Here is a 26680-nt window from a genome sequence, read left to right on the forward strand (position 1 = left end):
GCGGCTGCGCCCCGCCGGAGTCTGGGGCGGGGCGCCAGGCCTTTATGTGCTTAGAACCTATCCCAGTAGGGAATGAGTCGTTGCTGGCGCGCCTGACAAGCGGACGCCGTGTAGCATGGCACCCCATGCCATGCTACCTCGTCCTTGCATGGCTCGCCATGCGGCGTCCTCGCGCCTTGCACCCGCTTGCCATGCATCGCAGACGCGCATGTCACCATCAACTTACTCCTCCCTGCTGGGATAGGTTCTTATTGCAGGCGCTGCTTCAATTCCTGCGAAGCCTGCTGGAGGGCGCTGCGCACGGCCGGAACCTCGCTCAGGGCGTTGAGCAGGCCGAAATCGTGGATCATGCCGTTGTAGCGCACCGACTTGACTTCGACGCCGGCTGCATCGAGCTTGCGGGCATAGGCTTCGCCTTCGTCGCGTAACACGTCGAACTCGGCGGTCTGGATCAGCGCCGGGGGCAGGCCCTTCAGTTGCGACGTGGATGCCTGCAGGGGCGAGGCATGGATCTCGCGGCGTGCGGCGGCATCACGGGTGTAGTTGTCCCAGAACCAGGTCATCATGTCGCGCGTCAGGAAGTGTCCGTTGGCGAATTCCTTGTACGAAGCATTGTCGAAGTTGGCATCGGTGACCGGCCACAGCAGGACTTGGGAACGCAGGGCCGGAGCGCCCTTCTCTTTCGCCATCAGGCTGACCACAGCAGCCATATTGCCGCCCACGCTGTTGCCCGCCACGGCGAGGCGCTTGCCGTCCACCCCGATCTGCGCACCATGCTCGGCTACCCAGCGCGTTGCGGCGTAGGCTTCGCGGATTGCTACGCCGTAGCCGGCTTCCGGCGAAGGCGTGTAGTTGACGAACACCGCCACCGCCCCCGACCCGGCCACCAGGTCGCGCACCAGGCGCTCATGGGTCGGGTAGTCGCCCAGCACCCAGCCGCCGCCGTGGAAGTACATGAAAGCCGGCAGGGTTCCCTTGGCGCCGACCGGGCGCACGATGGTCAGCGTGACCGGCTTGCCATCCAGGGTGACGGTTTTTTCGCTCACCTCGGCCGGGGCCAGTTTCGCTTTCGCCCCCGCTTGCGCGCCCACCAGGACGGCGCGGGCTTCCTGCGGACTCATCTTCTCGATCGGCTTGCCGCCTTCGATCGCTTTCAAGAAGCCGGCGGTCTGGCGTTCGACGCCCGGCAGGCTGGCGGCGCCGGCCTGAGTGGCGCTGATGGCGAACAGGGCGGCGGCGAGGAGGGTTTTGGCGGTGTTCATGGTTTTCCTTTGCGGGTTATTAGATCGTGCACTACTTATTTGTCGGGATGACAGAGACGCTTGGGTGATGGCTTACTTCGCCTGGGCCGCTTCTTCGATCAGGCGGGCGACGGCCGCGGGGTGCGAAGTCATCACCACGTGGGACGCCCCCGGCACCGCGACGGTTTTGACCGACTTTGCGCGCTCGGCCATGAAACCCAGTGCCGCGGCCGGAATGTTCTTGTCGCCAGTGCCGTAGATGAAGTACGACGGCAGCGTCTTCCAGGCCGGGACGCCGGCCGCTTCGGTCAGGGCAGCTTCGGCAATCGGGCGCTGCGCGACGGCCATCAGCTCGGCCTGTGCCTTCGGCAGGTCGGCTGCGAACTGTTGGTGGAACTTGTCCTGCCGGATGTAGAAGTCCTTGCCGCCGTCGGCCATGTCCACCGGCTCGGCCAGCGCGCTGCCGAGGGTGCCGCCCGGGAATCGTCCGGACAGTTCGAGTGCGGTTTCGCCCTGTTCCGGCGCAAAGGCGGCCACGTACACCAGGCCCTTGACGTTCGGCTGGCCGTTCGCCGCCGCCGAGATGACGGCGCCGCCGTAGGAGTGACCCACCAGCACCACCGGCCCTTTGACGCTCTTGACGATGTTGGCCACCGAGCTGGCATCGCCCTTCACGCTGCGGAGAGGATTGGCCGCGCCGATCACCGTGTAGCCATCGGCGCGCAGCCTGGTGGCGACGCCGTTCCAGCTGGTCGCGTCGGCGAAGGCGCCGTGCACGAGGATGACGGTCGGCTTGACGCTCGTCGGGGGAGCAGCCAGTGCCGGAACCGCGGCAGCGGCAGCGGCGGTGATCGACAGGGCAAGGGCGATGTTGGTGATGGCTTTCATGGTGTATCCTTTCATTGGTTGTTTGCGATTAAATAGCACACTACTTATTTAGTTTGACAGTGCGGGCACAATGGGCCCGGCCTATCCTTGCTTCTTACTGCCGTGTTACGAATTCTTCGCCAGGTTGCTGCGCAGTGCGTCGAGCTGCTGCTTGAGCGCCACGACATCCGGCAGCGCGCATCCGGTGGCGCACAGGAGCTGCGGTTGAAACGCCGCTGCTTCCTTGCGCAATCCACTGCCATGCCCGGTCAGGGAAACGATCACCTGGCGTTCGTCGCCGGCTGCACGTTCGCGCCTGACCAGTTCTGCCTGTTCCATGCGCTTGAGCAGCGGCGTCAGGGTCGCAGAGTCAAGCTGCAGCCGTTCACCGATGCCCGACACCATTTGCTCGTCCTGTTCCCACAACACGATCAGCACCAGGTATTGCGAGTAGGTGACACCCATCTTCTTCAGCAGCTTGCGGTACACCTTGCTCATCGCCAGTGAAGTCGCATACAGCGAGAAGCACAACTGCTCATCGAGCAGGGGTGTGGAGCTTGCCGGGTTTTGTTTGCTGTCCATGTAAAACAGTTTAGATAGTTCGCTATTAAATTGCATGCTATTTTTTGACCTATTTTTCACTCTATCCTGCCGGATGCCCCCCGCGTGACAATCAGATAGATATTTGCATCCCGCTGCCTGATCAGGTACTGGTCGCGCTGGTGAAGGTCAACCGGTTCCCGAACGGGTCCTTCACCGACATCTCGCGCGAACCCCAGGGCGTATCGTCGACGCCGGGGCGGGCATAGCCGTAATTCTTCGCTGTCAGCTCTGCATGGTAGGCATCGATATCCCCCACTTCGATACGCATCGCCGCGCCAGGGCAGCAGTCGCCGTGGTGCTCGCTCAGGTGCAGGATGCAGCCGTCGCGCGCGACCTGCAGGTACAAGGGCAGGCCGGGCTCGAAACGGTGCTCCCAGTCGACCCGGAAGCCGAGGAAGCCGACGTAGAATTCGCGGGCCTTCGCTTCGTCGAAGATCCGCAGGATGGGTGTAATCGAATGCAGCGCCATGTCACTCGTCGCGGGTCAGCTCGACGCCGTCGACGGTCATCTTCCACTTGCCGCTTGCGCGGTGCGGCGGCTTGCTGACCACGAAGGTGGAGCGCACCAGGCTGAAGCCGACGTCGAAATTGTTGCCATTGAAGCCCAGCAGGTCCAGGCTGAGGTCGAGCTTCTTGCTCGGCTGGTCGCGCTTGTACTTGACCTTGCCGTCTTTCGACAGCGACAGCTGCATGTCCTTCCCCTGCCAGCTGCCGACATACGCCATCTTGTCGGCCGGGACCGGATCGGCCCAGGCGGCGGCAGGGGAAAGCAGGCCGGCGGCCAGGATGAAGGATCGAAGGATGTGCATAGGGACTCGCTGTGAGGGTGGTCAATAGCGTCCCAGTATTCGCACAGCGTCCGCCCTTGTCAACTCAGGCCGCATGCGCCGGTCGGCCACTCCTGCGGTCGCTCTCGTAGGCCAGCCCGACCTGGCGCCGGATCTCGTCCATCACGCCCATCAGCGCCAGCGTCTCCTCGAGCCGCATGCGCGGACTTTCCAGCAGCCCCCCGGTGAAGCAGCGCTGCGCTTCAATCGCTTCGTGGACATAGCCGTTGCCAAGGTAAGGCGTGTCCACCGTTCGCGAGGTCCCATCCTCGAGGACCACGGTGACGCTCTTCGCCCGGTGGAACATGGTGTTCATGCGCACATGGCCGCGCTCGCCCGACACCGTCAGCTCGCAGGGCGTACGCGCCTGGAACGAGCAGCTGCATACCGACATGCCGCCGCCCTCGTGCCGCAGCGTGAAGCCGGTCTGCACGTCGACGCCGGTCTCCCCGAGTTCGGCCTGGGCCTTGATGTCGGCCACGGGACCGAGCAAGGCGGTCGCGATCGACAGCGGATAGATGCCCAGGTCGAGCAGCGCGCCGCCGCCGAGCTCCGGGTTGAACACGCGATGCTCTTGCCCGAAGTCGGCCTTGAAACCGAAGTCCGCCACCACCTGGCGCACGGCGCCGATCTCGCCCGAGGCGATCACGCGCCGGACTTCGTCGAAGGCCGGCAGGTAGCGCGTCCACATCGCCTCCATCAGGAACAGGCGGCGCGAGCGCGCCAGCGTGACCACCTGTTCCGCTTCGCGCAGGTTCATCGCAAACGGCTTCTCGACCAGCACGCCCTTGCCGGCGCGCAGGGCCATCAAGGCATTCTCGGCATGCTGGGGGTGGGGGGTGGCGACATACACCAGGTCGACGCCGTCGGCGCCGGCCATCTCCTGGTAGCTTCCATAGGCGCGCCCTGCGCCGAATTCCTGCGCGAAGGCCTGTGCCTTGTCCAGGCCGCGCGAAGCGACCGCCGCCAGCATGGCGTCCGGCACATCCCTGAGTGCCGTGGCGAAGGCGCGCGCGATCTTGCCCGTGCCGAGGATGCCCCAGCGTACTGCGTTTGCCATCGGTATTCCTTTCAGGTCGCCTGTCCGCTGCCGCGCTCCGTGCGCTTGGGGCGGAAGACGCTCGTATCGAGATAAAAATCCTGGTCCTGTTGCGGCCACCAGCCCGGCACGCCGAGTACCGGCAGCGGCGTGAAGCCGGCGCTGGCGAGACCTTCGTCCGCCAGCTGCCCGGCCACATGGGCGTCGATCCAGGCGCGCTGGGCGCCTGGCGCCAGCGCCATTACATCATCGCCGACGAAGATGACACGCGTGTGAGCGGTGATGGCCTTGCGCGGCGCCACCAGCTTCTCCATCAGCGCGTGGCCAAACAGCCAGATTCGCACATCGTTGCCGAACATGGCGCGCCTGTCGTGCAGCGCCGCCAGCCAGCGGTGCCCACGCAATGCGTCCACCAGTTCGCGCCCGGCAGCCCCGTCGCGCACCAGCAGCAGCGCCGCATTCTCGTCGAAGATGGTGGCGGCATCGCGCGCCGGGCCGCGCGACTTGCCGATGCCGGCCTGGGCGATCTGGGCCGCCTGCAGGGCGTTGAGCTGGCGCTTGATGAGCGGGAAGGTCTGCCAAACCAGTCCGTTGAAGAAGTCGTGCAGGTTGTCGCGGGTGGGCACCTGGCCGGTGGCGCCGATGAATTCCTCGTAGGCCGTCCCCTCCGGCAGCGCGCCCTGGGGCACGAAGCGCAGCGGCAGGCCGGCGTGGTTGCGCAGGCCGAGCACGGCGGCGCCGCGGTTGAAGGCCTCCACGAAGGTCTCGCCCTCCAGATCCAGCCTGTCGAACGCCGGCCGCACCGCGTCATACCACGGGCGCGACCAGTCGATCTGCGACAGCATGCAGGCTTACACCATCTTCCAGTGGATGGTTTCGCCGGCGTTGAGCGGCACCAGCGAGTGTTCGCCGAAAGGCAGGGTTTCCGGCAGGGTCCAGGACTCACGCTTGAGCGTGATGGTCCCTTCGTTGACCGGCAGGCCGTAGAAGGCCGGGCCGTTCAGGCTGGCGAAGGCCTCGAGCTTGTCGAGCGCGCCGGCCTGGGCGAAGGCCTCGGTGTACATCTCCATGGCATGCAGGGCGGTGTAGCAGCCGGCGCAGCCGCAGGCGGCGTACTTGGTGTGCACCGCGTGCGGTGCCGAATCGGTGCCGAGGAAGAAGCGCTCGTCGCCGCTGGTGGCGGCCGTGACCAGCGCCAGGCGGTGTTCCTCGCGCTTGAGCACCGGCAGGCAGTAATAGTGCGGGCGGATCCCGCCGCGGAAGATCTCGTTGCGGTTGTACAGCAGGTGGTGGGCGGTGATGGTGGCCGCGATCGGTCCTTCGGCTTCGGCCACGTACTGGGCCGCTTCCTTGGTGGTGATGTGCTCGAACACCACGTTCAGGGCCGGCATGGCGCTGCGCAGCGGGCGCATCACGCGTTCGATGAACACGGCCTCGCGGTCGAACAGGTCGATGTCGTTGTCCGTCACTTCGCCGTGCACCAGCAAGGGCATGCCGACTTCCTGCATCACTTCCAGCACGCGGTAGCACTTCTTCAGGTCGGTGACGCCGGCATCCGAATTGGTGGTGGCGCCGGCCGGATACAGCTTGAGCGCGTGGACGAAACCGGAGTCCTGGGCGCGGCGGATCTCGTCCGGATCGGTATTGTCGGTCAGGTAGAGCGTCATCAAGGGCTCAAAAGACATCCCCTCCGGCAGGGCCGCCAGGATGCGGTCGCGGTAGGCTGCTGCGGCGGCGGTCGTCGTCACCGGCGGCCGCAGGTTCGGCATGACGATCGCACGGGCGAACTGGCGCGCGCTATGCGCCACGACGCTGGCGAGGGCCGCGCCGTCGCGCAGGTGCAGGTGCCAGTCGTCGGGGCGGGTGATGGTGATGGTGTCAGGGGTGTCGATGGGGGACATGGCGGCTCTCGGGTTGCGAATGCCCCACATTCTACCCGCTGCACCTGGACGCGGCACGGCACTGGCCGGTTCAATGAACCGTGGCAGAGCTAAATATCCTGCCGGAAAATTTTACAGCGAGGGGTGTAGAATTGCGATTAAGAAAAAATTTTCCTTAGTAAACAGTGCCTTGTGTTTCTGGCCCGCAAATTGCTTATGAAAAACCCGCCAGACGATGGCGACGGCGGGGCCAGCCAGGTCGCCGCAAGAAAAACGCACAATACGGAAGAGAGAACATGGCAAACCTGAAAACCCTCTTGAAGATCATTCCCCTGCTGGCATGCGCCTATGCGGGCTCCGCACAGGCGCTGGTCATTAACTACTCCTACGACGCGAGCATGAACGCCCAGGCCCTGGCTGGCTTCAATGCCGCCGCCAAGCGCTGGTCGTCGGTGCTCAAGGACGACGTACAAGTTAATCTGAGCATCAATTTCTCCCAGCTGGCACCGAACGTGCTCGGCTCGACCCGTTCCACCATGGGCGGTGTCAGCTATGCGGCTTATCGTAACGCGCTGATCAGGGATGCGCGCGGCGCTACCGACCAGGCAGCGATCGCCGGATTGCCGAGCGGTCCTTGCCTCAAGGTGATGATCAACGGAACGACCGACAACCCGAACGGCGCGAACAGCGCAACGCCGTATGTCGACGACAAGTGTGACGCCAACAACCAGTCCATCTACATGACGCTGGCAAATGCGCGCGCGGCAGGGCTGTATTTCGCAAGCAACGACGTGTCCGACGGTTCGGTCGAATTCAGCAGCGACTTCGCCTGGGACTTCGACCCGACCGACGGCATCGCCGCCAATGCCATCGACTTCATCGGCGTCGCCACCCACGAAATCGGCCATGCACTCGGCTTCGTCAGCGGCGTCGACTACGTCGATTGGCTGCGCAACGAGGATTTCACCAGCACCGACTTCAACGTCATCGCTCCGGCCGACCTGTTCCGCTGCTCGACGGCAAGCAGGGCCGCCGGCGCCGACATCGATTTCTCGGCTGACGACCGCAACAAGTATTTTTCGTTTAACAACTGCGCCAGCGCGATGTCGATCTTCTCCACCGGCAGCGACTTCGGCGACGGCGAGCAGGCCAGCCACTGGAAGGACGACATGGACATCGGCATCATGGACCCGACCACCGCCTACGGCGAGCGCCTCGGGATCAGCAACATGGACATCGTGATGTTCGACGCGATCGGCTGGAACGTCGTGCCGGAACCGGGTTCGATCACCCTGATGCTGCTGGGTGCGGCCGGCCTGGCGGGCGCGCGCCGCCGCCGCAAATAAGCGGCAGGCACGCATGACCGACGACGGCGCCCGCGGGCGCCGTTTTTTTTTCTAATGGATGATCCGCGCCAGGAATTCGCGCGCGCGCTCCGAACGCGGGGCGCTGAAGAACTCGTCCTTGGGACTGTCCTCGACGATGCTGCCATGGTCCATGAAGACGATGCGGTCCGCCACCTTGCGCGCAAAGCCCATCTCGTGGGTCACCACCATCATGGTCATGCCCTCCTGCGCCAGCCCCACCATCACGTCCAGCACCTCGCCGATCATCTCCGGGTCGAGGGCGGAAGTAGGCTCGTCGAACAGCATCGCCACCGGGTCCATGGCCAGCGCCCGCGCGATCGCCACGCGCTGCTGCTGGCCGCCGGAGAGCTGGCTGGGGAACTTGTCCTTGTGCGCCAGCAGGCCGACCCGGTCCAGGTAGGCCAGGCCGCGCTCCAGCGCCTCGCTCTTGCTGCGGCCCAGCACCTTCACCTGCGCCAGCGTCAGGTTCTCGCGTACCGACAGGTGCGGGAACAGCTCGAAGTTCTGGAACACCATGCCGATGCGCGCGCGCAGCTGCGGCAGTTTCGTCTTGGGGTCGCCCACGGAAATGCCGTCCACCACGACCTTCCCCTCCTGGTATGGCTCCAGCCCGTTGACGGTCTTGATCAGGGTGGACTTGCCCGAGCCAGACGGCCCGCACACCACCACCACGTCGCCGCGTGCGACCCGGGTGCTGCAATCGCGCAGCACCTGGAAGCTGCCGTACCACTTGTTGACGTTCTCGATATCGATCATCCGGTGCCTCTTGTTGCTGTGATCGTGCGGCGGCTGTTGCGCGCACGGTTGCTGAGGGTGTAAGCATGCTTGACAGCATTTCTAGCGACAAGGATACTTCGGAACTTGCTTTACCTACCAGAACGATCTGGCCGTTCATCCCGACAAGCCAGCGGAAAACCCAAACAATCGACTTGCGACAGCGCCATCCCCTGACGCGGGTTGTGCACAGGTCCACGAGACAGGAAGCATTATGGATAAAAAGAACCGCCTGACAACCTACATCCTGGTCGGCCTCGTGCTCGGGATCGTCGTCGGCTACGTGGCCAACACCAGCTTCGAGAACCCGGCCGGCTTCGCCGAGACGATGTCGCTGATCACGACCATGTTCCTCCGCCTGATCAAGATGATCATCGCGCCGCTGGTGTTCTCGACCCTGGTGGTCGGCATTGCCAGGATGGGCGATGCCAAGGAAGTGGGCCGCATCGGCCTCAAGGCGCTCGGCTGGTTCTTCATCGCCTCGGTCATCTCGCTGTCGCTGGGCCTGATCCTGGTGAACCTGTTCCGTCCGGGCGATGCGATGGCCCTGTCGGGCGCGGTGCCGCCGATCGGTGCGTCCTCGGGCATCACCACCTCCAGCCTGACCCTGAAGGACTTCATCACCCACCTGATCCCTACCTCGATCTTCGACGGCATGGCCAAGAACGAGATCCTGCAGATCGTCGTGTTCTCGGTCTTCTTCGGCACGGCCGCCGCGGCCGTGGGCGCACGCGCCACCCCGCTGATCGACGCCGTGGACGGCATTGCCCACATCATGCTGAAGGTTACCGGCTACGTGATGAACTTCGCGCCGATCGCCGTGTTCGCGGCGGTGGCCGGCGTCGTCGCCAAGAGCGGCCTGAGCGTGCTGTCGACCTACGGCATCTTCATGGCCGAGTTCTACCTCGGCATCATCCTGCTGTGGGTGATCCTGATCGCGATCGGCGGTATCTTCCTGGGCCGCCGCGTGCTGCGCCTGATCTCCGAGCTGAAGGAGCCGACCATCCTGGCCTACACCTGCGCCTCGTCGGAAGCGGCCTTCCCCAAGACCCTTGAGGGACTGGAGCGCTTCGGCGTCAAGAACCGCCTGGCGGCCTTCGTGCTGCCGATCGGCTATTCGTTCAACCTCGACGGCTCGATGATGTACTGCACCTTCGCCGCCGTGTTCATCGCCCAGGCCTACGGCATCGAGCTGGACCTGGCCACCCAGCTGACCATGATGCTGGTCCTGATGCTGACTTCGAAGGGCATGGCCGGCGTGCCGCGCGCCTCGCTGGTCGTGATCGCCGCCACCCTGGCCCAGTTCAACATCCCGGAAGCCGGCCTGCTGCTCCTGCTGGGCATCGACCACTTCCTGGACATGGCCCGTTCGGCCACCAACGTGATCGGCAACGGCATCGCCACCGCCGTGGTCGCGAAGTGGGAAGGCGACCTGGCCGAGCCGAACAAGGATCCGGCGATCGCGCCGCTGCGCTGAGGGCGGCACGATCCATCTTCAGTACCGAAGGCCTTCCAGCGATGGAGGGCCTTTTTCATATAACGACAACATGAGGAGCGAGACATGAAACAGCTGTACACCGCGGCAGGCCTGCTGCTTGTTGCAAGCGGCGCCAGCGCCGCCACCCAGACCATCGATTGCGGACGCCTGCTGGACGTCAAGAGCGGCGCCTGGCGCGAGCGCGTCAGCATCGTGGTCGAGAACGGTGTGGTGAAGTCGGTCGGCCCGATGACGCAGGCGGCGGGAAACCTCGACCTGTCGCGCCATAGCTGCCTGCCCGGCCTGATCGACATGCACGTGCACCTGACCAGCGAAACCGCACCGGTGGTCGAGTCCTACCGCGACCGCCTCACCGCCGATCCGCAGGACATGGCCTTCCGCTCTGTGAAGTACGCGCATCGCACCCTGATGGCGGGCTTCACCACGGTGCGCGACCTGGGCGCGGCCGACGGCCTGAACGTCTCGCTCAAGCGCGCCATCGCCGCCGGCGAGATTCCGGGTCCGCGCATGTTCACCGCCGGGAAGTCGATCGCCACCACCGGCGGCCACGCCGACCCGACCAACAACCTGTCCCACTTCCTGAGCGAGAAGCTCGGCGCACCCGGTCCCGAGAAGGGCGTGATCGACAGCCCGGAAGAAGGCCGCCAGGCCGTGCGCCAGCGCTACAAGGAAGGCGCCGACCTGATCAAGATCACCGCTACCGGCGGCGTGCTGAGCCAGGCTGCCAACGGCCAGAACTCGCAGTACACCGAGGATGAACTAAAGGCCATCGTCAGCACCGCCAGGGACTACGGCTTCCGCGTCGCGGCCCATGCGCACGGCGCCGAGGGCATGAAGCGCGCGCTGCGCGCCGGCGTCGACTCGATCGAGCACGGCACCCTGATGGACGACGAGACCATCGCCCTGTTCAAGAAGACCGGCCACTGGTACGTGCCGACCATCTCGGCCGGCCGCTACGTGGCTGACAAGGCCAAAATTCCCGACTACTACTCGGCCCTGGTGCGCCCGAAGGCGGCCGCGATCGGCCCGCAACTGCAGGCCACCTTCGCCCGCGCCCACAAGGCCGGCGTCAAGATCGCCTTCGGCACCGACGCCGGCGTGTTCCCGCACGGCGAGAACGCCAAGGAGTTCGGCTACATGGTGGAGGCCGGGATGTCGCCTGCGGAGGCCATTCGTTCGGCAACCCTGCATGCGGCCGCCCTGCTCGACCAGTCGGGCCGTCTCGGCTCGGTGGAACCGGGCTTCGCGGCCGACATCATCGCCGTCGAAGGCGATCCGCTGCGCGACGTGAAGACCCTCGAGCAGGTCAAGTTCGTGATGAAGGACGGCGTCGTCTACAAGAAGCCGTGATTCGTCTGTTTGAACGCGCGGTCGGCGAAGCCGACCACGCGTTCAACTACACCGTGAATATTCGCTTCAACTATTTCGCGATCTCCAGCGGCGGCGACGCCAGTTCCTCATCCGGCCGCGCCTGCTGCCTTTCCCACATCTGCTGATACAGCCCGCGCGCAGCCAGCAGGGATCCGTGCGTGCCGCGCTCCACGATGCGTCCGTGATCGAGCACGATGATCTGCTGTGCATCCGCGATGGTCGACAGGCGGTGCGCGATCACCAGGGTGGTGCGGTCCTTCGCGATTTCCTTCAGCTGCGCCTGGATCGCCTGCTCCGACTTCGAATCGAGTGCGGAAGTGGCTTCGTCGAAAATCAGGATCGCCGGATCCTTCAGCAAGGTGCGCGCGATCGCCACGCGCTGTTTCTCGCCGCCCGACAGCTTCAGTCCGCGTTCGCCCACCATGCTTGCATAGCCGTCCGGCAGGCTCTCGATGAAGTCGTGGATCGAGGCCGCGCGCGCCGCCGCCACGATGTCCTCATGCGAGGCGCCTGGCCGGCCGTAGGCGATGTTGTATTCGATGCTGTCATTGAACAGCACCGTGTCCTGCGGCACGATGCCGATCGCCGCCCGCAGCGATTGCTGGGTGAGGTCGCGCAGGTCTTGTCCGTCGATGCGGATCGACCCGCCGTTCACGTCGTAGAAGCGGAACAGCAGGCGCGACAGGGTCGACTTGCCGGAGCCGCTATGCCCCACCACCGCCGTCGTGGTCCCGGCCGGAATCGTGAAGTCGACGTCGAACAGGATCTGGCGCTTGGTTTCGTAGCTGAACTCTACGTGCGAAAACTCCACCCGCGCGCCCTTCGTCACCAGGGGCTGGGCATGGGCGCCGTCCGCCACTTCGCGGTTCTGGTCGAGCAGCGAGAACAGGCGCTCCATGTCGGCCAGGCTCTGCTTGATCTCGCGGTAGATCACGCCGAGGAAGTTCAGCGGAATGTACAGCTGAATCATGAAAGAGTTCACCAACACCAGGTCGCCGAGCGTCATGGTGCCCGCGATCACTCCCTCGGTGGCGCGCCACAGGATCAGGGTGACGGCGGTGGCGATGATCAGGGACTGGCCCGTGTTCAGCACGGACAGCGAGGTCTGTGAGCGCACCCCCGCGTTCTCGAAGCTCTGCAGGCCCTGGTCGTAGCGCTTCGCTTCGTATTCCTCGTTGCCGAAATACTTGACTGTTTCGTAGTTGAGCAGCGAATCGATGGCCTTGGTGCTGGCTTTCGAATCGAGCTCGTTCATCGTGCGGCGAAAGTGCGTGCGCCACTCGGTCACGATCACGGTGAAGGCGATGTAGCTCACCAGCGCCACGCCGGTGATGACGGTGAACCAGATGTCGTAGTTGAGCACCAGGTAGCCGAGCACCAGGGTGATCTCGACCAGGGTCGGCAGCACGTTGAACAGCGAATACGAGATGAGCGAATTCACGCCGCGCGTGCCGCGCTCGATGTCGCGCGTCATGCCGCCGGTCTGGCGGTTCAGGTGGAAGCGCATCGACAGCGCATGCAGGTGGCGGAACACCCTCAGCGCAATGGTCCGCACCGCGCGCTGCGTCACGCGCGCGAACAGGAATTCGCGCAGCTCGGTAAACAGCGTGGTGGACAGGCGCAGCAGGCCGTAGGCGACCAGCGCCCCGAGCGGCAGCACCAGCAGCGCCTGCGGATCTTTCGGGTCGATGGCAAGCCCGTCGATCAGCTGCTTGAGCACCAGCGGCACGCCGACATTAGCCATCTTGGCGCCGACCAATGCGGCCAGCGCGGCCAGCACGCGCCACTTGTAGACCCACAAATACGGGAACAGGGTGCGCAGCGTCGCCCAGTCGTTGCGGGGAACGCCCTTGGCATCGGGGGGCAGGGGTACGGAGGAAGCGGAGGTGCGTCGCATGGCAGGGCGTGGGGTTTTATGGTTCAATTCGGGACGATTGTAGCTTTTACCGAGAAAACAAGATGACCACGCCACAAAATGCTCCCGCCACTCCCTCCCCGCCGACCCGTCTGCCGGAAGGCAAGATGCCGGAACTGCGCGTCATGCCCGCGCCCTCCGATGCGAACGTGTACGGCGACGTGTTCGGGGGCTGGATCATGGCCCAGGTCGACGTCGCCGGCTCGCTGCCGGCCACCCGCCGCGCGAACGGACGCGTGGCGACGATTGCCGTGAATTCCTTCCTGTTCAAGCAGCCCGTGTTCGTGGGCGACCTGCTCTCGTTCTACGCCGAGATCGTCAAGGTGGGAAATACCTCGATCACCGTCTGCGTCGAGGTGTATGCCGAGCGTAACCGCCTGCAGGCGGACGTCGTGAAGGTCACCGAAGCCCAGCTGACCTATGTGGCCACCGGGCCCGACCGCAAGCCGCGCCAGTTGCCGCCGCTGGATTCGCTGATCTCGAGCGAATGCCGGTAAGTAGGTAGGGTGGTCGGCTCAGCCGACCGCGCGTTCAGCTCCGGCATGCGTTGCGACTGCGCGTACGGAAGTTGACAGCTCCGGCATGCGTTGCGACTGCGCGTACGGATTTGAACGCGCGGTCGGCGAAGCCGACCACCCTACGCGGAGGGCTTTTCGTCGCGCAGCTCGCGCCGCAGGATCTTGCCGACATTGGTCTTCGGCAGCGTCTCGCGGAACTCGACGTACTTCGGCCGCTTGTACCCGGTGAACTGTTCCTTGCAGTAGGCCATGACCTGCTCGCTGGAGAGCGCTGCATCCTTCTTGACGATGTACAGCTTGACCGCCTCGCCCGAGTTCGTGTCCGGCACGCCGACGCAGGCCACTTCGAGCACGCCCGGCATCGCCGCCACCACGCCCTCGATCTCGTTCGGGTACACGTTGAAGCCCGAGACCAGGATCATGTCCTTCTTGCGGTCGACGATGCGGGTATAGCCCTGCTCGTCCATGATGCCGATGTCGCCGGTCTTGAAGAAGCCGTCCGGGGTCATGACCTTGGCCGTTTCGTCGTCGCGCTGCCAGTAGCCGGCCATGACCTGCGGGCCGCGCACGGCGATCTCGCCGGCCGTGCCGAACGGGACTTCCTGGCCGGCTTCGTCCAGGATGCGGATCTCGGTGGAGGGCAGCGGCAGGCCGATGGTGCCGGTGAAGTCGGTGATGTCGCAGCGGTTCGCGGTGACCACCGGCGAGGTCTCCGACAAGCCATAGCCTTCGACGATCGGGGTGCCGGTGATGTGCAACCACTTGTCCGCCACGGCTTTTTGCACCGCCATGCCGCCGCCCGGGCACACGAGCAGGCCCGAGAAATCGAGCCTGGCGAACTCCGGGTTGTTCACCAGGCCGTTGTACAGCGTATTCACGGCCGGGAAGATGTTGATGCGGTAGTTGGCCAGTTCCTTGATGAAGCCCGGGATGTCGCGCGGATTCGGGATGAGCAGGTTCATGCCGCCCACGCGCAGGCCCAGCAGCGCGCACACGGTCAGCGCATAGATGTGGTACAGCGGCAGCGCACACACGAACTGGGGCTGATCGCCCGCCTTGAGCTTGCCCAGGGTCGGCGCAAACCAGGCTTCGTTCTGCAGCACGTTGGCGATCACGTGCTTGTGCAGCAGCACGGCGCCTTTCGAGACGCCGGTGGTGCCGCCGGTGTACTGCAGGAAGGCGATGTCGTCGTGGCCGATGGCGACCGGACGCAGGGTCGCGCCCGAGGCGTCCGCGAGCATGCGCTTGAAACCGATCGAACCCGGCAGCGACCACGCCGGCACCATCTTCTTGAGCTTGCGGACCACCAGGTTGACCAGCATGCCTTTCAGGCCGCCCAGCAGGTCGCCCATGCTGGCCACCACCACATGCTTGACCTCGGTATTGCCGATTACCTGTTCCAGCGTGTGGGCGAAGTTTTCCAGCACCACGATGGCCTCGGCGCCGGAATCCTTCAGCTGGTGCTGCAGTTCACGCGGGGTGTACAGCGGGTTGACGTTGACGATCACGTAGCCGGCGCGCAGGACGGCGGCCATCGCCACCGGGTACTGCAGCACATTCGGCAGCATGATGGCCACGCGCGCGCCCGGCTTCAGGCCGCGGCCCTGCAGCCATGCGGCCATGCGGCCTGACAGGCGGTCCAGTTCGGCAAAGCTGAGGGTCTTGCCCATGCACGCATAGGCCTTGCGGTCGGCGTGCTTGCGGAACGCCTCCTCCAGCAGATGCGTCAGGGAGCGGTACTGCGTGGGGTCGATCTCCGCAGGTACGCCAGCCTCATACGACTTGAGCCAAAACTTGTCCATCCGTGCCTCACCTTCTGTATCTGATGCTATCCAATAAAACGCGAAGCCGCCCGGGGTGGGCGGCTTCCACGGGCCGGTGGCGGCAGGATCACCCCGCGCCCCGGCCGTCATGCTGCTGTCAGGCGGTTTCCGCCTGCTTCTTCTCGTCCCGCAGTGCGCGGCGCAGGATCTTGCCGACGTTGGTCTTCGGCAGCTCGTCGCGGAACTCGATGTACTTCGGTTTCTTGTAGCCGGTGAACTGCTGCTTGCAGTAATCCATCAGCTGCTCGGCGGTCAGGTTCGGGTCCTTGCGCACCACGAACACCTTCACCGCTTCGCCGGAATGCTCGTCCGGCACGCCGATCACTGCGCATTCCAGCACGCCCGGGTGGCCGGCGATCACGCCTTCCAGCTCGTTCGGGTAGACGTTGAAGCCCGAGACCAGGATCATGTCCTTCTTGCGGTCGACGATCTTCACGTAGCCGTTTTCGTCCATGATGCCGACGTCGCCCGACTTGAAGAAGCCGTCCGGCGTCATGACCTTGGCCGTTTCGTCCGGGCGGTTCCAGTAGCCCGCCATCACCTGCGGGCCGCGGATCGCGATCTCGCCGATCTGGCCCAGGCCCATCGGCTTGCCCTCGTCGTCCAGGATCGCGATGTCGGTGGACGGGATCGGCAGGCCGATGGTGCCGGTGAATTCCTTCACGTCGGCGCGGTTGCAGGTGGCCACCGGCGCGGTCTCCGACAGGCCGTAGCCTTCGATGATCGCACTGCCCGTCACCTGCTTCCACTTGTCGTTGACGGCCTTCTGCACCGCCATGCCGCCGCCGTTCGAGATCTTCAGGCCGGAGAAGTCCACGTTCCCGATGTCCGGGTGGTTTACCAGCGCGTTGTACAGCGTGTTCACCGCCGGCAGCATGTTGATCTTGTACTTGCCCAGTTCCTTGATGAAGCCCGGGATGTCGCGCGGGTTCACGATCAGGATGTTCAGCGCGCCCGTGCGCATGCCCCACATCGCGCAGGCCGTCAGCGCGAAGATGTGGTACAGCGGCAGCGCGCACACGATCACGGTCTGGTCATTGGACTGGCCCATCGCCGGCGCGGACCAGGCTTCGGTCTGCAGCACGTTGGCGATCACGTTGCGGTGCGTGAGCGTGGCGCCTTTCGACACGCCGGTGGTGCCGCCGGTGTACTGCAGGAAGGCGACATCCGACGACTTGGTCTCGACCTTCGAGAACGGCATCTTGGCGCCCTGCGCCAGCGCGTCCTTGAAGCGCACCATGTTCGGCAGCGAGTATTCCGGCACCATCTTCTTGACGTTGCGGACCACGAAGTTGACCAGCATGCCCTTGGCGCCGCCCAGCATCTCGCCCATGCTCGCCACCACCACGTGCTTGAGCGGGGTCTTGCCCATCACCTGCTGCACCGTATGCGCGAAGTTCTCGAGCACGATGATCGCTTCGCTGCCCGAGTCCTTGATCTGGTGCTCGAGTTCGCGCGGCGTGTACAGCGGGTTCACGTTCACCACCGTGAAGCCCGCGCGCAGCACGGCCGCGATCGCGACCGGGTACTGCAGCACGTTCGGCATCATGATCGCCACGCGCGCGCCGCGCTCCATCCCGCGGCTCTGCAGCCAGCCGGCCAGCTTCTTCGAATAGGCATCCAGCTCGCCGTAGGTCAGGAACTTGTCCATGCACACGTACGCGTTACGGTCGGCGTACTTGCTGAAGGATTCGTCCAGCATGTGCACGAGCGAACCGTACTGGTCCGGATTGATCTCGCTTGGTACGTTCGGGGGGTACGACTTCAGCCAAATTTTGTCCATCGGATGCCCTCTTGTCTCGAAATGTTATCGTTGTGGTCCGGGGCGGCCGCGGCGCGCAGGGGCGTCTCCTCCCCATTTTGCGCGCACGCGAAGCTTGCGCCTTTGCTATCGCCTGATGTGATGCTATCGGGCAGCGACAATGCGCGCAAGTTCTTTTAAGTGGATTGGAACGTGTCCTCTATCTCGTCCTACTTGCCGTCACCCATGGTGCGCTGCACCACGAGCGGGGCGGTCGGGGCCGGGGCCGCGAGCTTCATCAGGACGCGGTGGCGCTCGGCCTTGTCGAGCTCGGCCAGCCGCTTGACCGACCTGTAAAAGGCGGGCCAGCTGCGCTCCTTGCGCAGCAAGGCGCGGAAGGCGGGTACGAAGTCGTTGTAGGTGGCGATCGAGGCCAGGTGGGCGTTCGACAGCGGCTCGGCGAAGAAACGGTCATAGCCGGCATAACCGCCCCAGTTCGCCTTCAGCACCTGGTAATCGTCCTTCAGCGCCATGAACAGGCGCGCCTTGGTGGAGCGCTTGTCGTCGCGGGTCTGCTTGCTGGCGTACAGCTTCTCGAGCTCGCCGCGATAGCGCACCAGCAGCGCCATGAAATCCTTCTTGCGCATCGTGTAGCGCTCGAAGGCTTCCACCATCGCCGGGTTGCCGAAACGCTCCAGCCAGCCTTCCACGCCGGCCGCCTCCACGGCGCTGGCGAAGGACTCGTTGAACTTCGAGTCGCCCGGTACGTACACCACCTGGTGTGCCAGCTCGTGGATGATCAGGCGCGCCAGTTCCGCGTCCGGGTAGTGGATGAAGGTCGACACCAGCGGGTCGCTGAACCAGCCCAGGGTCGAATAGGCGCTCACGCCGCCCACTTCCACGTCGTGGCCCTGGGCGCGCAGTTCCTTCGCATAGGCCTGGGCGTCCTGCTTGCTGTAGTAGCCGCGGTAGTTGACGCAGCCGGCCACCGGGAAGCACCACTGCATGGGCTTGAGCGACAGTTCGGGCGTGGCGACCACGTTCCACAGCACGTAGGGACGCTTGATGTTGGTGAAGTTGGTGTAGCTGCCGTTGTCGGGCAGCTTCATCTCGTGGATTGCATAGCGCCGGATCTGGCGTGCCGCTTCCAGGCGGTGGCGCAGCTTGCTATTGGTGGAAGGATCGGCCAGCCAGTCGTCGATCGGACGGGAATCCGTCAGCAGTTCGAGCTGGCCCTGGGCGGCCTGGGAGTAGTAGGAGAGGGATGTACAGCTTGACAACATCAAGGCCGCAGCTGCGGCCGCCATGATGGACCGGAAGGACAGGGGCTTGAAGGCCCGGGAAAATCTAGTGGAGGAGTTCATCTCGCATCAAGGGTGCGGCTCTTTCGACCTGCACCAGGGTATCGTAGAAGGTGGGCGCCCTGCCCATGTCGGTCAATCGCTGGCTGGTCACTTCGTTGGCATTCTTGCCGTCGCTGGCGAGTTTCTTCCACCAGATCGACAAGCCTACCACCAGCCCTTCGCGCGCCTTGTCGGTCACGCGGGCGCGGGCAAGGAATGAGCCGCGGTCGTTGAAGATGCGCGCCATGTCACCGTGCTGGATGCCGCGTCGTGCGGCGTCGTTCGGGTGCATGTCGAGGTGCGGCTCGCCCTCAGTTGCGCGCAGGCTCTGAACATTGACAAAGGTTGAGTTGAGGAAGTTCCTTGCCGGAGGCGAGATCATCGCCAGCGGGTACTTCCGTGCCAGCTCCGGGTTGGAAGCGGCCGATTCGTATGGCGGGATATAGGCCGGGACCGGGTCGAGCCCGTCGCGCGCCATGCTGCTCGAATAGAATTCGCACTTGCCCGACGGGGTCGGGAAGCCGCCTTCAGCAAAGGGCGCGTCCGGCATGTTCAGTTTCTGCCAGCCCTTCTGCTTGAGCGACTCCCAGTCGAAATGCACTGCGCGCTCGTGGCGCTTGTCGAAGGCCTGGGCGGCCAGCTCGTCGTCGCTCTCCTGGAAGCAGGGGTCGTCGAAGCCCATGCGCGCGGCCAGCAGGCGGAAGATCTCGGTGTTCGGCTTCGCTTCGCCCACCGGCGCAATCGCGGCGTTGTTCGCCATCATGTACAGGTGGCCGTAGGCCAGGTGCGCATCGACGTGCTCGAGCTGGGTAGTGGCCGGCAGCAGGATGTCGGCGTAGTCGGCGCTGTCGGTCTGGAAGTGTTCCAGCACCACGGTGAACAGGTCTTCGCGCTCGAAGCCCTGCTGGACTTTGGCGGAGTCGGGGGCGATGGCGAGCGGGTTGGCGTTGTAGACGATGACGGCCTCGATCTTCGGGCCGAAGTCGGGCGAGGCGTCCTTCAGCAGGTCGTCGCCGATGGTGGTCATGTTGATGGTGCGCGGGCTGCGCTCGCCCAGCAGGTCGGGGCGCTGCAGCGCCGCACGGTTGGCCGGGAAGGAGCCGGAGGTCGACAGCTGCACGCCCCCGGCCCGGTGACGCCAGGCGCCGACCAGGGCCGGCAGGCAGGCGATGTTGCGCACCGACATGCCGCCGCCGCGCACGCGCTGCAGGCCGTAGTTCATGCGGATCGCCGCGCCCTCGCCGCTCCGCGCGGTCTGTCCGTACAGGCGCGCCAGTTCGACCACCTCATCGGCGCTGATGCCGCAGGTCTCGGCGGTGCGCTGCGGCGTCCATTCGAGGGCACGTTGCTTCAGTTCTTCGTAGCCGAGCGTGTACTTCGCCACGTAGTCGTGGTCGATCAGGTCTTCCTGGATGAGCACGTGCATCATGCCCAGCGCCAGCGCGGCGTCCGTGCCCGGTAGCAGGGCAATGTGCTGGTGGCATTTCTCGGCCGTCAGCGAGCGGTAGGGATCGATCGCGACCAGCTTCGCGCCGCGGCGCTTGGCTTCCTGCACGCGCATCCAGAAATGCAGGTTGGAGGCGATCGGGTTACCGCCCCAGATCAGGATCAATTTCGCGTCCTGGAACTGTTCGATGTCGGTGCCGATCGAGCCGCCGATGGTGTATTTGTAGCCGGTGGCGCCGGCGGTGGCGCAGATGGTGCGGTCCAGCAGGGAGGCGCCCAGCTTGTTGAAGAAGCGCAAGGACATCGAATCGCCCTGCACCAGCCCCATGGTGCCGGCATAGCTGTAGGGAAGGATGGCTTGCGGGTCGCGCGCCGCGATGGCGCCGAGGCGCGCGGCGATCTCCCCGATCGCTTCATTCCAGGTGATGCGCTCGAACTTTCCTTCACCCTTGCGGCCCACGCGGCGCATCGGATAGAGCACGCGGTCCGGGTGGTAGGTGCGCTCCACATAGCGCGACACCTTGGTGCACAGCACGCCTGCCGTGGTCGGATGCTCCGGATCGCCCTTCACTTCCGTCGCCACGCCGTTATCGACGGTCACGAGGATGGCGCAGGTATCGGGGCAATCGTGGGGACAGGCGGCGCGGACTTGTGTAACTGGCATGGGCGGGGAAATAAGAGGGAAAATACTTCGCTAAACCAATACTTTATACGATTCCGGAAAGGTCCGTGCCCCTCTTTCAGGGACTGTTTAAGGCAGGCTACAATGATTCAAAGCCTGCAATGCAAGCATGACAAAATTGGAGAGACAGATGAAGCTCGTGGAACCTATCCTTGCCTACCAGCCGGAACTGCAAGCGATCCGGCGCGACCTGCATGCGCATCCGGAACTGTGCTACGAAGAGCAGCGCACCGCCGACGTGGTGGCGGCAAAGCTGACAGAATGGGGCATCCCGATCGTGCGCGGCCTGGGCGTGACCGGCGTGGTCGGCATTGTCAAGAATGGCGCGTCGGACCGTGCGATCGGCCTGCGCGCCGACATGGATGCACTGCCCATGCAAGAGATCAATGGCTTTGAACACGCGTCGCGGCACCCGGGCAAGATGCACGCCTGCGGCCACGACGGCCACACCGCCATGCTGCTCGGCGCCGCGCACCACCTGGCGCAACATCGCAACTTCGACGGCACCGTGTACCTGATCTTCCAGCCGGCCGAGGAAGGCGGCGGCGGCGCGCGCCGCATGATGGACGACGGCCTGTTCACGCAGTTCCCGATGGAGGCCGTTTACGGCATGCACAACTGGCCGGGCATCCCGGAGGGGCACTTCGGCGTCGTGCCTGGGCCGATGATGGCGTCCAGTAACGAGTTCCGCGTGCTCGTGCGCGGCAAGGGCGCGCATGCGGCGCAACCGCACCGCGGCATCGACCCGGTGATGGTGGCGGTGCAGATCGCCCAGGCCTGGCAGACCATCGTGTCGCGCGAGAAAAATCCGCTCGAGTCGGCGGTGCTGTCGATTACCCAGATCCATGCCGGCAGCGCCACCAATGTCATTCCGGACGAAGCGGAGCTGGTGGGCACGGTGCGCACCTTCTCGACCGGGGTGCTGGACCTGATCCAGCGCCGCATGGAAGAGATCGCGGGCGGCGTGGCGGCGGCCTTCAACGCTTCCGTCAACTTCAGCTTCAAGCGCAATTACCCGCCGCTCATCAACCATCCTGCGCAGACGGCCTTTGCGGTCGAGGCCATGCAGGCGGTGGCGGGGGCCGAGTGTGTCGACACGAACGTGGAACCGACCATGGGCGCGGAAGACTTCGCGTTCATGCTGCAGGAGAAGCCGGGCTGCTATGTCTTCATCGGCAATGGCGAAGGAGCGCACCGCGCGGGCGGGCATGGGCTGGGACCGTGCCAGCTGCATAACACGAGTTATGACTTCAATGACAATTTGCTGCCGATCGGGGCGAGTTATTGGGTGAAGCTGGTGGAGATGAGTTTGCCGTTGTAGGGTGTTCGGCAGAGCCGAACGCGCGTCCAAATCACCGCGATGCGGCTCGTGCGGCTGCTCCACGGCTGGTTGGACGCGCGGTCGGCAAAGCCGACCACCCTACGGAGCTGGTCTTTCGCCTTGCCCATACGGATTTCCGGATTGATGTGGTTAGCCGGCTTGCGCCAGCCGCACCGTCATCGGCCTCCCATCAGGCCGATGCCCAGGAAGGCGAGCGTACTCGTCAGAACAGGCCGAGGAACTTCTTGACGGTGTTCTTGCGGCCCGGGACCACAAGGTCGGTGACGCCCTTGTCATTGAAGCCGTCGAGCAGGGCCGGGAAACCCTTGCGCTTCACCAGGTTCAGCTCGGCGTCGTAGAGCGGCACCACGGAGTGGAAATAGATGTCCTTGCCCTCATGCCCGAGCGCGCCGAAGGCCTCAGGCGCCGAGGCCGGCGGCAGCAGGATGGCGCCGCTGAATCCGACATCCCTGGCGTAGGGCTTGGCGGGGCTGCCGTTGGGCACCGTGTGGCCGAGGCCGACCCAGGTCGCATGCTGGTGAGGATAATGCGCCAGGTGGCGCAGCAGGGCCACCGGCCAGAACCAGCGCTCGTCCTGCACCGATTGCTCGTCCAGTTTCCAGTCCGCCGGCAAGGCCATCATCAGTTCCGCGAAGGGCGGCGCGCCCTCCGGCACGGTCATTGCACGGCTGCTCATGCCCGAGGTCACCAGGCGCAGGAAGGGCGTGCGCTCATCGGCCGGCACCACATGGATGTCCACCTGCACCGGATCGGCGATGGTGTCGTGGAACACGGTGTCGATCCGTCCGAGGTGGGCGGCAACGTGCTCGGCGACAGGGTCGTGCGGCAGGACAGTGGGCGCCAGCTGCTGCTGGGTCGGCGCGGCAAGCGGGTACAGGGGAGTGCTGGTCGGTTCGGTCATGCGGAAATGGAATGTGAGGATGCGTTCTGCGGGGCGTCTATGATACCTTCGCCGCAGCACAAGGTGGCGGACAGCGCGGATTTGTTCACGCTAGTACAATCGTGCATTGCACAAATTTCTATCTTGCCAAGAAAAATATGTCCACTGTGAAGAAAATCGCCGTTCTGCTCGCCACCGTCTGCTGCGCCGGCGCCGTCCAGGCGCAGTCCCAGGGCCAGCCCCTTGGCGGCTGGATCGATTCGGCCTCGTTCGAGATCGGCACCAACCCGCAACAGCGCATGGCGCGCGTCGCCATCCAGAACGACTGGGAGCAGCGCTGGTTCGCCCGCAACGGCTACCACCTGTCGGGTTACTGGGAAACCAACCTGGCGCTGTGGCGCCTGCGCGCCTACCAGAACGTGCCGGGCCGGACCAGGAACATCGCCGTGGTCGGCTTCACGCCGGTATTCCGCTACCAGAGCGACAGCAAGCTCGGCCTGTACGGCGAGATCGGCATCGGCGTGAACCTGTTCTCCACGCTGTACAAGAACGAGGACAAGGAACTGGCCACCGCCTTCCAGTTCGGCGACCACCTCGGTGTCGGCTACACTACCGGCAAATGGGACTTCGGCCTGAAGTTCCAGCACTACTCGAACGCCAGCATCAAGCGCCCGAATGCCGGCGCTAACTGGATCATCGCCAAGGCCGCCTACCGCTTCTGAACACTTCCGGGGCAGCCGCAGCCGGGCGTGGCCCGGCGGCGATCTATGACACAATCGGACGGAGGCAGGCCGCCCGGCCAGCCGGTTTCATGAGGCCCGATTGCTAGACCCCAGCATCATCAAGCGCTACCTGCCCTGGCTTGTCGCGACCGCGCTGTTCATGGAGCAGCTCGACGCGACCATCGTCAATACCGCGATCCCGAGCATCGCGGCCAGCCTGCAGGTCACGCCGCTCAGCCTCAAATCGGTGGTCACCAGCTACATCCTCGGCCTGGCGGTCGGCATCCCGCTCAGCGGCTGGATGGCGGACCGCTTCGGCACCCGCCGCGTGTTCTTCATCGCGATCTCCATCTTCACCATTGCCTCGGTGCTGTGCGGCCTGTCGCTCAATGCCCACATGATGACCTGGGCGCGCCTGCTGCAGGGGCTGGGCGGCGCGATGATGATGCCGGTCGGGCGTCTCGCGATTGTGCGCACCTTCCCCAAGAACGAATTGCTGGGCGCGATGAACTTCGTGATCATTCCGGCGCTGATCGGACCGCTGCTGGGGCCGACGGTCGGTGGCCTGATCGTCCACTGGACCTCGTGGCGGGTGATCTTCTTCGTCAATGTGCCGGTCGGACTGATAGCGCTCTACCTGGTCTGGAAGCACATGCCCGACTACCAGGGAGACGAACGACGGCCGCTCGACGTCCCCGGCCTGCTGTTGTTCAGCAGCGGCACCGCCATCCTGTCCTGGCTGCTGGAAGTGTTCGGCGAGCACACACTCGATGCCCTGACGGCCGGCCTGCTGCTGGCGCTGTCGCTCGGTCTGCTGGGCGCCTACGCCTGGCATGCCCTACACACCAAGTATCCGCTGCTGCGTCTCACGCTGTTCAGGGTGCGTACTTTCCGCATCTCAGTGGCTGGCGGTTTCGTCACCCGGCTGGGCGTGGGCGGCATGCCCTTCCTGCTGCCGCTGCTGTACCAGCTCGGCCTGGGCCTGCCCGCCTGGCAGTCCGGCCTCTTGATGATGCCGGCGGCACTGGCCGCGATGGGCATGAAAATGTTTGCGCCCGGTCTGCTAGCGCGCTTCGGCTACCGCAAGGTGCTGACCGTGAACACGGTGTGCATCGGCCTCACCATTGCCCTGTTCACCCTGGTCGGTCCCGGCACGCCCTTCTACGTGATCGTCGCGATCAGCCTGGCGCAGGGCTTCTTCAACTCGCTGCAGTTCTCGAGCATGAATACGCTGGCCTACGCCGACATCGAGCCGCAGGACTCAAGCATGGCCAGCACGATGGCGAGTTCCTTTCAGCAGCTGTCGATGAGCTTCGGCCTGGCGGCCGGCTCGATCGTGACGGCTTGGTACTTGGGCCCTGTGGCGCAGGACAACCGCGAGCTGGTGGCGCAGGCGCTGCACCACGGTTTCGCGACGCTGTCGGCGCTGACGCTGTTGTCCTCGATCGTGTTCTGGCGCCTGCGCCGCAACGATGGCGACAGCATCAGCCGCGGCCATGTCAAGGCGAGCGAGGCCCCGCCGGCGGTGCAGCAGCTGGAAGGCTGAGGCAGGCGCCGGCTTTTCCGCCCTCGAGCGGAACCGGGTCGCCCGGCTTGCCCACGTGGTAATACAGTGAGACGATCTTCCAGCCATTGTCGTCACGGAAGAGCTGGATGCTGTTCACGCCCGTGTAGTCGGCTTGCACAGCCTGCGGATCGCGGCGCGTCTCGACGACGCTGTACACGGCCGCGAAGCGACCGACTTGCCTCACGTCGCGCACGACTTCGCACTCGTAGAATCCCTGCGGCTGCACGCGACGCTGGGCGGCGATGAAGTCGGCGGCCTTCATGGAGTGGAACAGGGCCTGGCCCTTGTGATAGACGCTGCCGGCGACAGTTGCATCGACGCGAAACAGGCGCTGCAGCCGGTCTACATCCGCAGCCACGCCCGGCGCGTGACTCGAGGCCTGCCATAATTCGGCAACCACTGCCGCAGGCGATGAAGCGGCAAGGACACTGGGCGGGAAGCAGGCGAGGACAATGATAAGCAAGCGACGCATGGCGGAATCCTTGCAAAGAGATTTCGGCAGTATAGCGATAGCGTCTTATAAAACAAAAAGCCCGGCAGGCGGGCTTGCGGGGCTTGTGGACGGCGCCCGACTGTCAGTGACGACCGCGGCCCCTGCCGCGGTACCCACGTCCGTCGTGGTGTCCACGTCCATCACGCCATCCATGGCCGCGGTGGTATCCATGACGCGCGCCGCCGTAGTAGCCGAGTCCCAGGTTGACTTCAACCGGTGGACCGACATAATTCGGGTAGCTACCTCCATAATAAGGATCTTGCTCGGCGTACGGAGGCCCGTAAACCGCGCAACCGCCAAGTCCTGCAGCCAGCAGCACAGCTGCTGCGCACCGCTTCAAACCACTTACGCTTCGAGCAATCATCTGAGCCCCCTGGGTGAGTTCAGTTCAGTCTAGGCGCAATCAGTGCGATTCCAATAGAAGTTACTTTTGCTAACGGGGTTTCTCGACTGCATGCAGCGAACCGGCAGTCGCGATGGCCTACGCTCTGCGACTCCCGATGCACTGCACATCGCGGCAACAGCAGCGACCGTTCACGGTGCCCGTCCAATTGGCCGCAGATCTACGCTAAGGGCAGGCGTGCAAACGCAAAAAAGCCCATCCAGGTCACTGGATGGGCTTTTTCTTATAACTAGCCTGACGATAACCTACTTTCACACTGGTTGCAGCACTATCATCGGCGCAAAGTCGTTTCACGGTCCTGTTCGGGATGGGAAGGGGTGGGACCGACTTGCTATGGT

General features: G+C 64.6%; 23 protein-coding genes and 1 rRNA gene. 7 read left to right on the forward strand and 17 right to left on the reverse strand.

What is annotated here, in order from left to right:
• Nucleotides 1–248: 248 nt before the first annotated feature.
• The 8 genes from AC56KL_RS20225 to pyrC all read right to left on the reverse strand — a co-directional run bounded on the left by AC56KL_RS20225 (nt 249) and on the right by pyrC (nt 6478).
• On the reverse strand, nt 249–1262 hold the full coding sequence (locus tag AC56KL_RS20225) for an alpha/beta hydrolase (protein ID WP_497181970.1): 1014 nt from the start codon (nt 1260–1262) through the stop codon (nt 249–251).
• A gap of 72 nt (nt 1263–1334) precedes the next feature.
• Nucleotides 1335–2129: an alpha/beta fold hydrolase gene (locus AC56KL_RS20230; RefSeq protein ID WP_497181971.1), complete on the reverse strand. Its 795-nt coding sequence runs from the start codon at nt 2127–2129 to the stop codon at nt 1335–1337.
• 105 nt (nt 2130–2234) lie between these two features.
• The gene (locus tag AC56KL_RS20235; protein WP_497181972.1) at nt 2235–2690 is read right to left on the reverse strand and encodes a MarR family winged helix-turn-helix transcriptional regulator; all 456 of its coding nucleotides are present in this window, start codon (nt 2688–2690) and stop codon (nt 2235–2237) included.
• 121 nt (nt 2691–2811) lie between these two features.
• Nucleotides 2812–3180 (reverse strand): glyoxalase superfamily protein, encoded by a 369-nt coding sequence (locus AC56KL_RS20240; protein ID WP_497181973.1) that lies wholly within the window; start codon nt 3178–3180, stop codon nt 2812–2814.
• Between the two features lies 1 nt (nt 3181).
• Complete coding sequence (locus tag AC56KL_RS20245) at nt 3182–3520, reverse strand: hypothetical protein (RefSeq protein WP_497181974.1); 339 nt, start codon at nt 3518–3520, stop codon at nt 3182–3184.
• Nucleotides 3521–3584: 64 nt separating this feature from the next.
• Nucleotides 3585–4598 (reverse strand): Gfo/Idh/MocA family protein, encoded by a 1014-nt coding sequence (locus AC56KL_RS20250; RefSeq protein ID WP_497181975.1) that lies wholly within the window; start codon nt 4596–4598, stop codon nt 3585–3587.
• An 11-nt stretch (nt 4599–4609) separates the two neighbouring features.
• Nucleotides 4610–5422 carry a DUF3025 domain-containing protein gene (locus AC56KL_RS20255; protein WP_497181976.1) on the reverse strand — a complete coding sequence of 271 codons (813 nt, stop codon included), beginning with the start codon at nt 5420–5422 and terminating at the stop codon, nt 4610–4612.
• Nucleotides 5423–5428: 6 nt separating this feature from the next.
• Complete coding sequence (gene pyrC, locus AC56KL_RS20260; RefSeq protein WP_497181977.1) at nt 5429–6478, reverse strand: dihydroorotase; 1050 nt, start codon at nt 6476–6478, stop codon at nt 5429–5431.
• Nucleotides 6479–6753: 275 nt separating this feature from the next.
• Between pyrC and AC56KL_RS20265 the strand changes: the two genes are divergently transcribed.
• Complete coding sequence (locus AC56KL_RS20265) at nt 6754–7803, forward strand: NF038122 family metalloprotease (RefSeq protein ID WP_497181978.1); 1050 nt, start codon at nt 6754–6756, stop codon at nt 7801–7803.
• A gap of 51 nt (nt 7804–7854) precedes the next feature.
• Here AC56KL_RS20265 and AC56KL_RS20270 read toward each other — a convergent pair whose 3' ends face one another.
• Nucleotides 7855–8580, reverse strand: coding sequence for an amino acid ABC transporter ATP-binding protein (locus AC56KL_RS20270; protein WP_497181979.1), 726 nt, complete (start codon nt 8578–8580; stop codon nt 7855–7857).
• Between the two features lie 232 nt (nt 8581–8812).
• Here AC56KL_RS20270 and AC56KL_RS20275 point away from each other — a divergent pair, with 232 nt between their 5' ends.
• On the forward strand, nt 8813–10075 hold the full coding sequence (locus AC56KL_RS20275; RefSeq protein ID WP_497181980.1) for a dicarboxylate/amino acid:cation symporter: 1263 nt from the start codon (nt 8813–8815) through the stop codon (nt 10073–10075).
• 84 nt (nt 10076–10159) lie between these two features.
• Nucleotides 10160–11446, forward strand: coding sequence for a metal-dependent hydrolase family protein (locus AC56KL_RS20280; RefSeq protein ID WP_497181981.1), 1287 nt, complete (start codon nt 10160–10162; stop codon nt 11444–11446).
• 70 nt (nt 11447–11516) lie between these two features.
• Here the strand turns inward: AC56KL_RS20280 and AC56KL_RS20285 are convergent, their stop codons facing one another.
• Nucleotides 11517–13364 (reverse strand): ABCB family ABC transporter ATP-binding protein/permease, encoded by a 1848-nt coding sequence (locus AC56KL_RS20285; protein WP_497181982.1) that lies wholly within the window; start codon nt 13362–13364, stop codon nt 11517–11519.
• Between the two features lie 62 nt (nt 13365–13426).
• Between AC56KL_RS20285 and AC56KL_RS20290 the strand changes: the two genes are divergently transcribed.
• Complete coding sequence (locus AC56KL_RS20290) at nt 13427–13879, forward strand: acyl-CoA thioesterase (protein ID WP_497181983.1); 453 nt, start codon at nt 13427–13429, stop codon at nt 13877–13879.
• 140 nt (nt 13880–14019) lie between these two features.
• Here AC56KL_RS20290 and AC56KL_RS20295 read toward each other — a convergent pair whose 3' ends face one another.
• The 4 genes from AC56KL_RS20295 to AC56KL_RS20310 form a co-directional block, all read right to left on the reverse strand.
• Nucleotides 14020–15702, reverse strand: coding sequence for a long-chain-fatty-acid--CoA ligase (locus AC56KL_RS20295; RefSeq protein WP_497181984.1), 1683 nt, complete (start codon nt 15700–15702; stop codon nt 14020–14022).
• 118 nt (nt 15703–15820) lie between these two features.
• Nucleotides 15821–17506, reverse strand: coding sequence for a long-chain-fatty-acid--CoA ligase (locus tag AC56KL_RS20300; RefSeq protein WP_497181985.1), 1686 nt, complete (start codon nt 17504–17506; stop codon nt 15821–15823).
• 188 nt (nt 17507–17694) lie between these two features.
• Nucleotides 17695–18771, reverse strand: a complete 1077-nt coding sequence (locus AC56KL_RS20305) for an aminopeptidase (protein WP_497181992.1) — start codon at nt 18769–18771, stop codon at nt 17695–17697.
• A gap of 40 nt (nt 18772–18811) precedes the next feature.
• On the reverse strand, nt 18812–20917 hold the full coding sequence (locus AC56KL_RS20310; RefSeq protein WP_497181986.1) for a molybdopterin-containing oxidoreductase family protein: 2106 nt from the start codon (nt 20915–20917) through the stop codon (nt 18812–18814).
• 148 nt (nt 20918–21065) lie between these two features.
• On the opposite strand from AC56KL_RS20310, the gene AC56KL_RS20315 reads away from it, so the two are divergent.
• The gene (locus tag AC56KL_RS20315) at nt 21066–22256 is read left to right on the forward strand and encodes a M20 aminoacylase family protein (RefSeq protein ID WP_497181987.1); all 1191 of its coding nucleotides are present in this window, start codon (nt 21066–21068) and stop codon (nt 22254–22256) included.
• Nucleotides 22257–22479: 223 nt separating this feature from the next.
• Here AC56KL_RS20315 and AC56KL_RS20320 read toward each other — a convergent pair whose 3' ends face one another.
• Complete coding sequence (locus tag AC56KL_RS20320; protein ID WP_497181988.1) at nt 22480–23178, reverse strand: suppressor of fused domain protein; 699 nt, start codon at nt 23176–23178, stop codon at nt 22480–22482.
• Between the two features lie 137 nt (nt 23179–23315).
• Here AC56KL_RS20320 and AC56KL_RS20325 point away from each other — a divergent pair, with 137 nt between their 5' ends.
• Nucleotides 23316–23879 (forward strand): acyloxyacyl hydrolase, encoded by a 564-nt coding sequence (locus tag AC56KL_RS20325; protein WP_497181989.1) that lies wholly within the window; start codon nt 23316–23318, stop codon nt 23877–23879.
• A 100-nt stretch (nt 23880–23979) separates the two neighbouring features.
• Complete coding sequence (locus AC56KL_RS20330; RefSeq protein ID WP_497181990.1) at nt 23980–25425, forward strand: DHA2 family efflux MFS transporter permease subunit; 1446 nt, start codon at nt 23980–23982, stop codon at nt 25423–25425.
• Here AC56KL_RS20330 and AC56KL_RS20335 read toward each other — a convergent pair.
• Together AC56KL_RS20335 and rrf are read right to left on the reverse strand one after the other, a co-directional pair.
• Entirely contained in the window at nt 25379–25918 is a 540-nt protein-coding gene (locus AC56KL_RS20335; RefSeq protein ID WP_497181991.1) for a hypothetical protein, read from the reverse strand. The genes AC56KL_RS20330 and AC56KL_RS20335 overlap by 47 nt on opposite strands.
• A 656-nt stretch (nt 25919–26574) precedes the next feature.
• A 5S ribosomal RNA gene (gene rrf, locus AC56KL_RS20340) occupies nt 26575–26680 on the reverse strand; the annotation flags it as partial.

The sequence above is a fragment of the Telluria sp. ZB4P34 genome (assembly GCF_059686055.1).